The 7,209-nt window shown below is 56.7% G+C and carries 10 protein-coding genes; 5 read left to right on the top strand and 5 right to left on the bottom strand.

Annotated features, from left to right (window positions below):
- The 3 genes from A2I95_RS24165 to A2I95_RS24155 all read left to right on the top strand — a co-directional run.
- Positions 1–555, top strand: a 555-nt coding sequence (locus A2I95_RS24165) for a hypothetical protein (protein WP_291733944.1), incomplete at its 5' end; no start/stop codon positions are given.
- Positions 556–812: 257 nt separating this feature from the next.
- Entirely contained in the window at positions 813–1,823 is a 1,011-nt protein-coding gene (locus A2I95_RS24160) for a replication initiator protein A (protein ID WP_291733942.1), read from the top strand.
- A 97-nt stretch (positions 1,824–1,920) separates the two neighbouring features.
- Positions 1,921–2,352, top strand: coding sequence for a hypothetical protein (locus A2I95_RS24155; RefSeq protein ID WP_291733940.1), 432 nt, complete (start codon positions 1,921–1,923; stop codon positions 2,350–2,352).
- 114 nt (positions 2,353–2,466) lie between these two features.
- Here the strand turns inward: A2I95_RS24155 and A2I95_RS42600 are convergent, their stop codons facing one another.
- From A2I95_RS42600 to A2I95_RS24135, 5 genes are all read right to left on the bottom strand, one after another.
- Complete coding sequence (locus A2I95_RS42600; protein ID WP_367152433.1) at positions 2,467–2,952, bottom strand: type II toxin-antitoxin system PemK/MazF family toxin; 486 nt, start codon at positions 2,950–2,952, stop codon at positions 2,467–2,469.
- Between the two features lie 264 nt (positions 2,953–3,216).
- Entirely contained in the window at positions 3,217–4,311 is a 1,095-nt protein-coding gene (locus A2I95_RS24150; protein WP_291733938.1) for a hypothetical protein, read from the bottom strand.
- A 516-nt stretch (positions 4,312–4,827) separates the two neighbouring features.
- Positions 4,828–5,010 (bottom strand): hypothetical protein, encoded by a 183-nt coding sequence (locus tag A2I95_RS24145; RefSeq protein WP_291733936.1) that lies wholly within the window; start codon positions 5,008–5,010, stop codon positions 4,828–4,830.
- Positions 5,011–5,020: 10 nt separating this feature from the next.
- A complete protein-coding gene (locus A2I95_RS24140; RefSeq protein WP_152453475.1) occupies positions 5,021–5,236 on the bottom strand; it encodes a CopG family transcriptional regulator in 216 nt (71 codons plus the stop codon).
- Entirely contained in the window at positions 5,223–5,486 is a 264-nt protein-coding gene (locus tag A2I95_RS24135) for a BrnT family toxin (protein WP_291733930.1), read from the bottom strand. The genes A2I95_RS24140 and A2I95_RS24135 overlap by 14 nt, the downstream gene beginning before the upstream one ends.
- 95 nt (positions 5,487–5,581) lie before the next feature.
- Here A2I95_RS24135 and A2I95_RS24130 point away from each other — a divergent pair, with 95 nt between their 5' ends.
- Together A2I95_RS24130 and A2I95_RS24125 are read left to right on the top strand one after the other, a co-directional pair.
- Positions 5,582–5,767: a hypothetical protein gene (locus tag A2I95_RS24130; RefSeq protein ID WP_291733928.1), complete on the top strand. Its 186-nt coding sequence runs from the start codon at positions 5,582–5,584 to the stop codon at positions 5,765–5,767.
- Between the two features lie 183 nt (positions 5,768–5,950).
- A partial coding sequence (locus tag A2I95_RS24125) for a hypothetical protein (protein WP_291733926.1) occupies positions 5,951–7,209 on the top strand: 1,259 nt, incomplete at its 3' end.

Here is a 7,209-nt window from a genome sequence, read left to right as displayed (position 1 = left end):
GACCTCTCAGAACGCGATACAGAGGCCCTGAGCGACTTTCTGATGCTCAAGGGGGAGATTGCCCGCCACAAGGTCCAAGGGCGCTCCTACGAGCCTCCTGAGGGCGCTCTGGAGCTGGATCGCGTGAGGGGAGATCCCCAAACCGATCCTTGGCCTTTGATCCGGGCTGTCAGGTTAGGGGCAGAGCGTGTGTTTGAAGCGGCCCATGGGTTCGGTATGGGCCTGCGGGCGAACATGGGTGACGGGTATGAATCCGGGCGGGACTTCTTCCCCAGCCTGTCCGACCGGATGCACCTGGCGGCAGTGGTTGCGAAGTGCGGAGCGTTTTGCGCCAGGGTTGAGGCCGTAGTCAAAAATATGCTGCGTCCGGAGGCAACCCAGATCGATGAGCAAATCTGCTGGCCGCAGGAGGCACAGGCAGAGGTGGAGCGGCATGAGATGAACCTTGGCCTGGCAGCTCCTGCGGTTCGGAAAGAACCCTCGGCAGAACGGAACACCGATCTCACCGACCGCCCCAGCCAGGAACGGGATCGAGGACCGAGCCACGGTCGCTGACCCCTAGTGTTAATAGTGTTACCTACGGAGTATGTTACGGGGCCAAAATTTGCTCCTAACCTTCTGTTAAAAAAAAATGAAATTATCCACAGGGTTCCGAAACTAACGAATTTGGGTTCCGAAACTAACGAATTTGGGTTCCGAAACTAACGAACGAATTTCACCTCAGATTCGGGTCCTGATATAACGAACTTGACGAGCCCGCCGGTCCTGTCCAATGCTGGTTCCAGATATAACGAACCCAACTAGGCGAATGGATGCCCCTGCTCCCCGACAGACACCCCCAAAAGGATTTCTTCATCCTCGACATTTCCGATGTGGTGCCGAAGGACGACATGGCCTCGATGGAGCACCCACTGTTCTCGCTCGCCACCAAGCCAGACATGCGCCACCTAGAATATCGCGGTGGCGACAACCGGCTGAAAATCGTACCGTCCGGGGTCGGTCTGCCCACGATCTTCGATAAGGACATTTTGATTTTCTGCGTGAGCCAGCTCATGCACCGAAAAAACCGGGGCGAGAAAATCGGCAAACGAGTGCGTTTCAGCGCCCGTGAGCTGATGATCACTACCAACCGCAAGACGGGTGGGGTCGAGTATCAACGCCTGGAACAAGCGTTCCAGAGGCTCATCGGGACGATCTTCCAGACCGATATTCAGACGGGAAACAAGCGCGAGACACGTTTTTTCAGCCTGCTGGAATCGGGTAGCGGCTTCGTCATGAAAGAAGAGGGCAAGTGGCGGCTCGACTACTGCGAGGTAATCCTGTCCGACTGGGTGATGCGCGCGATCGAGGGGGACGAGGTTGTGACGATCTCGAACGACTATTTCCGCCTTCGCCGCCCCCTAGAACGCCGCCTGTATGAGATCGGCCGCAAGCATTGCGGAGGCCAGCCAAAGTGGCAGATCGGCCTCGCCAAGCTTCAGGAAAAGACCGGCAGCAATGCCCCCCTGAAGAAGTTCCGGCTGAACATCCGCCAGATCATCGAGGACGATCACACGCCGTTCTATCGCATGGAACTGACCGCCGAAGATCTGGTGATCTTCCGCCCCCGCTCACCGCAGAGCGACCTCCTGCCCGAGATCCGACTGCCGGAATGGGCCGAGGACAAGGCACGGGGTATCGCTAGGGAGAAAGGCCGAGACTACTACGCCCTGCGCTCCGACTGGCTCTCATTCGCGAAGAGCGAAACGACCAAAGGAAACCCTCCAAAAAACTCAGGCGCTGCCTTTGTGGCCTACTGCGGGAAGCAGGGTAGCCTGCGTTAACCGAGCTTCCCACTGCTTCAATCAGGTTTCCTTGGCGTTGCGACCGCAACACGATAACCTGTTGCGCAACAGGCAATAAGAAACAGGGCGCAACGATATGAAATACTCACTATCCGAGGCTGCGAAGGCCACCGGAAAAAACAAGACAACAATCCAAAGAGCCATAAAAAACGGAAAGATTTCAGCGGCAAAAGGTAACAGTGGCTCATATGAGATCGACCCATCAGAATTGCATCGCGTCTTCCCGCCCGCCGCTATACAACGCGATGCGCAACACCCCCAAAGCAACGACACGCAACAGGGAGGAAACAGCCATCCAAACAGACACTTGGACCGCGTTCTTGAACTAGAAAAAGAGCTGGCGGTCGCGCGTGAGCGTGCCAACGGGCTGGAAGCCCAAAAGGACCAGATGGCCGACACAATCAGCGATCTGCGAAAGCGCTTGGATGGCTCTGAAAGCCGCGTAACGGCGCTTCTGGCAGACAGCAGACCAAAACGCAGCTCGTGGTGGCCGTGGAAGCGAAGCTAACCAAAGGAAAGCCGTAGACGTTTCTACTATCATGCGTCGGACTTCCCGCAAGCGTCCAAAAGGCTTCTTCAAGAAGTTCTTTGGGCTCTAGCAATCCTGGCTGCTAAGGACGTTTTATCCTTCTCTGCGTTTCCTCAAACCCAAGACGGGGCGGCCATTCTTAGTGTCTCGTTGCTGGGGTCGCTCTTTGATCTCTGGGACAGGTGCCACCTGTGCGGCCTGTGCGGCCTGTGTAGCGGTGCAGAAGGAGCGGTTTAGAACCTTCTCCAAAATCTGAAAGATAGCCGTCATATCGTTGGCCCCGACCTTCGGAAACACCGGTCGCCCCCTCGCATTCACCAAGGGCCGCAACCTATTCGTGTTCACTGTGTAAAGGTGATCACACACGACATAAGCGATGATCCCCCTATCCCGCCCCTTGGGATTGGGGTTCTCTGCAAGCTGGTGAAAATGGGTCCCAGCCTTTTGAGCCGCGCTAGTCACCGGCAGAACAATGCAAGTATCGTTCTGCAGCTTGTTAGCTGCTCGAACGATGATACCAGGGTGCTCCCTCTCAAACTCAGGAGCATAAGCATCGTGAGGGAAATCCACCCAATACATCTGGCTTACGCGAGGACGGCTCGTCAGCCTTCCCGCTCTCCGGCTAAGAGGCACATAGCCTGACTTCACAATCTCCTCATGCGTAGGAAACGGGTGGCCTGCAGCTGTAACAAGGCCGGAAACATCAGGCTTTTCGCGAAAACTAGCCCGAACATAGCCAGCTGCGAGGAGCTCGACCTCTGAAGGGAAATTGGAATCCACTTCGGCTTCGGCGCTTTGATCTTTGTCTTTTGGCATCAATAACTTTCTACTTTTCGACCACGACTAGTCAGCCATCCGCGTGTTCAGAGGGTGATTGTACTGCCCCATGGCAGCCTCACGCGCCAAGGCCGCATAACCAGATTCGTATGTTTCGAGAAGACGTGCCCGCTCTCGATAAGAAAGGCGGCGACCAGGTGTGTCGGCCTCAATTCTCAGACGCGCAACTCCTCTAATGCCAGGCATACCTCGATGCCGTGATAAAGGCACCAAGATGTCTTCTGAATACATTTCAATTAGATAAGTCCTATCCTCAGCCAGAGTCTCTGCAGCGTTTCGGAGAACATTGGTCAGACGTAAGGCATCAGGGTCCACTTTTGATCTGTGCGATGTCAGCATAGAAATCGGGAACATAGGTTCAGCGTCCAGATCGCTGCTCTCATAGACCCAAGGCTCGTACCAAATCGCTCCAATATCCTCGAGGGTTCGCAACCTATCCCAGAAAACGGTCCAGTTCTTAGCATGATGTGGCTTGGTCCAATCACCTCTAGCCACGAGGCGCTCACTCAACCGCAAAGCCCAGATCGCGTGAACGCCAATCTCAAAGACCTTACGAGCAGGAAAGTCCTCTGGAGCGACTTGGCTCAGTGCTGAGATAGGCACCGCATACGTGCTATCGATCTGCACCAAGCCGTAGAGATCGACCAACATACGCAATAGCATTGGATCTCCGACCTCGCGCACCCTGCGCAACAGAGACGCTTCCGCAGCCAAGCCCGTCACCATTCCCACTGGCAGGAAAATCGGGTCACTATCCGACGGGATTTCTTGTAGCCTGTACTGAGGATATGCCCTTGAAGACTGCTCTGTGTGAGCAGAAAACCCATGTTCTATGAGCTCATCGATAGCGACCTTAGCTCTAGGCTTGCCGATACCGACATGACGCTCGCACGCCTTTGTGGACCACTTCGAGAGCTGATGATCACTGCCAGTTCCAGCGGACATAACGAGATAGGCACTAATGAAATTGAGCCGGTTAGTGGCCTCGACCTCCCACAAACGCTCCCAGACATCCCGGTCTACAGCAAAGAAGTTCCCGCCACGATCTGTTGGAGACCGCTTGGAACGCGCACCTGCAGCGCCTTGGCTAGATTCGGACATCACCCTCTCCACGTACGTAAAATTCCTCTGACTGTTGACCACATCTGTCCCCATCAAGGTAATCAAAGAAATCAAGGCAATCAAGAAAAACGGAACTAATCAAGTAAATCAATAATAACGTATCTTAATCATAAATTTTCTTCTTTTATCATCAAGCACTTACAAGATCTTGGCAGTTGATATTTAACGTTTAGACGTTATATCTAAGGGTACAGCTACGGCTGCTTCGGCTGGCAACGGCCTTTTGGAATTCACACCGTTTAGGTGCTTCGGAGAGGGTCTGAAAAGACCCTCTCCTTTCCATTTTTGGACTATGTACACACGGTTCCACAGCCAAATGAGCAAAGAGAGCAAGTTCCTGTCGCGCGCCCTATGCCATGAACCCGACCTCATCGGGCTGACCCTTGGCATTGGCGGATGGGTTCAGGTGGAGAACCGATTTAAGAAGTAAAAGACGGAAGGGCCCAACTGCGTGAGTTCGACTTCACCTATCAGGGCAAAACCATCGCTAAGTCCCTAGGCGACGGTAGTCTCGCCGAATATCGCGAAGACGGATACCTGATCCTCGACAAGACCGTCTGACCACCCAACCTGCGGCAGTGGCACCGTGGTCACCTGCTGGGCTGGCGTACCAAGGTCGTTGAGCTTCGCCAGTGCCTCGCTGAGTTTACCAGGTTGTTGGTATGCGAGTTTCTTCATTCAGCAGAACCTACTGGAGCCGTTCAGCAATCCAGAGTTTGATTAGCGACTGCCGCGTCACCCCCAAGTGCCGAGCTTGCTTGTCCAGGCCCTCAACGACCCACGCCGGAAAATCTACATTCACGCGCTTGGGCTGGTCGTTCGGGCGGCGCGCCTGGGACCAGTCGATTGCATCGCTCACGTCCTCGCCAGCGTCGAACTTCTTGTCGAACTCAGTTGCCTTCATAGTATCCGATCTCCTCTTTCCGGGCGCGGCGCACCGAGATGATCCGCACCGCTTCGCCTCGCGGCGTCCAGACTGCGGCCCAGTGTCTTCCCCCGATCTTCCCAATCGACAGGAAACGCGGTTCGCCTTCGGTCTTGGCAGTTACTTCGAGCATCCACGGATCATACCAAAGGGCCTGCGCCTGTTCGAAGTCGATGCCATGCTTCGACAGATTCGAAGCACTTTTGGCGGGGTCATACTCAAAATCCATGCGTAAATATGGTATAATAATTATCCATTTTCAAGCATGGTTCTGCTTGGCCACCGCCGCCAGCTTGGTCTTCCGATAACCAGATTGGGAAACAAATGCCTCACGACCGCCACGAGAATGTTCCCTCTGATTGCTCATCCCGCTTCGACTGCGGGAATTACGAGGTCAGCACCGAGACCCTGACCGATGCAGAAATCTGGGAGCGGACGCCGCCAAAGCGACGGCATCTGCTGCCGCCGGATTTTGCGGAACGGTTCGGCGACCCTCAAATCCCTGACTGACATCGCCGACCATCAGGCAGGGGAAGGCAGGGATTTGTCGCCCGCCGTGCGGGCGAACAGCAGGAGGTCCAGGAGGGCGCAGCGCCTCCGGCCCATGGCAATTAGCGGAGCGGCTCGGAGAGAATTGCCTAGTGGGTTGTCATTTAAAATGACAATTCTGTCGCTCTCCGCTATCACCGCCCCATGTTCAAGGCAGCCATCCGCGTCAACAAGCTCACCACCATCGCCCAGCTTCGCGGGGCGTCCCTCCATGCACAGCGCCACGACGAAACCGGCAAGGCGCGGGTCCGGGATGATGCGGAACCCGGTTTCGGTCTTGCCTGGTCAAAGGCCGAGAACGACCGCGACTATCTCGCCGCCTTCAAAGCCCACAAGACCGAGCTGGGGGCCGGCGAACGGAAAGGCTCGCCGCTCTGCTTACAGGCCATCTGCGTGGTCTCCCCGGAATGGGTGGAAAAGGCCGGCAGCCTGCACGACCCCGACAATCCGCGTAACCGCCAGCTCTTTGACCAGGCGAAGGCATGGGCGGAGGGCTGGGGCGGCAAAGGATCGGTGATCGCCACCCGCCTCGATCTCGATGAGAAGGGCGGCGCCGTGGTCGATGTTCTGGTCTCCCCGGTCCGGGAAAGCCGGGGCAAGCCGGTGATCTCGACCAACAAGGCGCTGCGCGAGCTGAAGGAAGCCACGGGCGAGCGGAACGAATACTCCGCCTTGCAGACGTCCTGGGCTGATTGGTGCCGCGAGCATCTGGACCCTGAAATCGTGCGCGGCACCCGGAAAGAAATCACGCAGCGCCAGCACCTTTCCCCGGAAACCTATGGGGCGGTCATGGACAAGGCCCGTGAGAGCGTCAGAGCGCCCTCTCAGGGGCTGTGGGATGCCATACGGGACACGGACCTCTCAGAACGCGATACAGAGGCCCTGAGCGACTTTCTGATGCTCAAGGGGGAGATTGCCCGCCACAAGGTCCAAGGGCGCTCCTACGAGCCTCCTGAGGGCGCTCTGGAGCTGGATCGCGTGAGGGGAGATCCCCAAACCGATCCTTGGCCTTTGATCCGGGCTGTCAGGTTAGGGGCAGAGCGTGTGTTTGAAGCGGCCCATGGGTTCGGTATGGGCCTGCGGGCGAACATGGGTGACGGGTATGAATCCGGGCGGGACTTCTTCCCCAGCCTGTCCGACCGGATGCACCTGGCGGCAGTGGTTGCGAAGTGCGGAGCGTTTTGCGCCAGGGTTGAGGCCGTAGTCAAAAATATGCTGCGTCCGGAGGCAACCCAGATCGATGAGCAAATCTGCTGGCCGCAGGAGGCACAGGCAGAGGTGGAGCGGCATGAGATGAACCTTGGCCTGGCAGCTCCTGCGGTTCGGAAAGAACCCTCGGCAGAACGGAACACCGATCTCACCGACCGCCCCAGCCAGGAACGGGATCGAGGACCGAGCCACGG

Source organism: Leisingera sp. F5, assembly GCF_001593695.1.
This window is presented reverse-complemented; position numbering and strand designations above follow the sequence as displayed.

Bases quoted from the DNA above. Each gene is read 5' to 3' on its own strand.
- A2I95_RS24160 (WP_291733942.1), top strand. From the start codon at position 813: ATGCCCCTGCTCCCCGACAGACACCCCCAAAAGGATTTCTTCATCCTC.
- A2I95_RS24155 (WP_291733940.1), top strand. From the start codon at position 1,921: ATGAAATACTCACTATCCGAGGCTGCGAAGGCCACCGGAAAAAACAAG.
- A2I95_RS42600 (WP_367152433.1), bottom strand. From the start codon at position 2,952: ATGTATTGGGTGGATTTCCCTCACGATGCTTATGCTCCTGAGTTTGAG.
- A2I95_RS24150 (WP_291733938.1), bottom strand. From the start codon at position 4,311: ATGTCCGAATCTAGCCAAGGCGCTGCAGGTGCGCGTTCCAAGCGGTCT.
- A2I95_RS24145 (WP_291733936.1), bottom strand. From the start codon at position 5,010: ATGAAGAAACTCGCATACCAACAACCTGGTAAACTCAGCGAGGCACTG.
- A2I95_RS24140 (WP_152453475.1), bottom strand. From the start codon at position 5,236: ATGAAGGCAACTGAGTTCGACAAGAAGTTCGACGCTGGCGAGGACGTG.
- A2I95_RS24135 (WP_291733930.1), bottom strand. From the start codon at position 5,486: ATGGATTTTGAGTATGACCCCGCCAAAAGTGCTTCGAATCTGTCGAAG.
- A2I95_RS24130 (WP_291733928.1), top strand. From the start codon at position 5,582: ATGCCTCACGACCGCCACGAGAATGTTCCCTCTGATTGCTCATCCCGC.